Origin of the sequence: Ochrobactrum sp. SFR4, from assembly GCF_019730395.1 — a bacterium.
In the GTDB taxonomy this organism is placed as follows: Bacteria; Pseudomonadota; Alphaproteobacteria; order Rhizobiales; family Rhizobiaceae; genus Pseudochrobactrum.
In genome coordinates, this window is sequence record NZ_JAAPBB010000483.1 from 1 (window position 1) to 327 (window position 327).

Genomic DNA, 327 nt, shown 5'->3' on the forward strand with positions numbered 1-327 from the left:
GAATTGCACGGCCATGCTTTTCTTCAGCTTTGGCTGCACGCTCAGCAGCACGGGCTGGCCGGTCATCAGTGCGCACCCGCGCTTTCTGCATGCCGTCTGCTTTTTTGGAAGCTTTTGCCAGCATATCCAGAGATTTAGAAGCTTTTTCAGCCTTCTCAAATCCCTTTTCCATGAATTCCAGTGTGAGAGAAGCTTTCATATCTGTCATGGAAAGTTCCTTTGAAATGAAAATGGCAGCAGCTAAGGTAAATCATTAAAAACCTTAGCTGCCGCCACAGACGCGCTCTGCTATATCACTTCAGAGCATTATTTCTTCCAAGATCAATG

The 327-nt window shown here is 46.5% G+C and carries 1 protein-coding gene; it reads right to left on the reverse strand.

The window, feature by feature from the left end; genetic code table 11:
* Positions 1-208 (reverse strand): hypothetical protein (locus HBA93_RS19910; RefSeq protein ID WP_221724435.1); only part of this gene is annotated, 208 nt, incomplete at its 3' end.
* Positions 209-327: the final 119 nt, after the last annotated feature.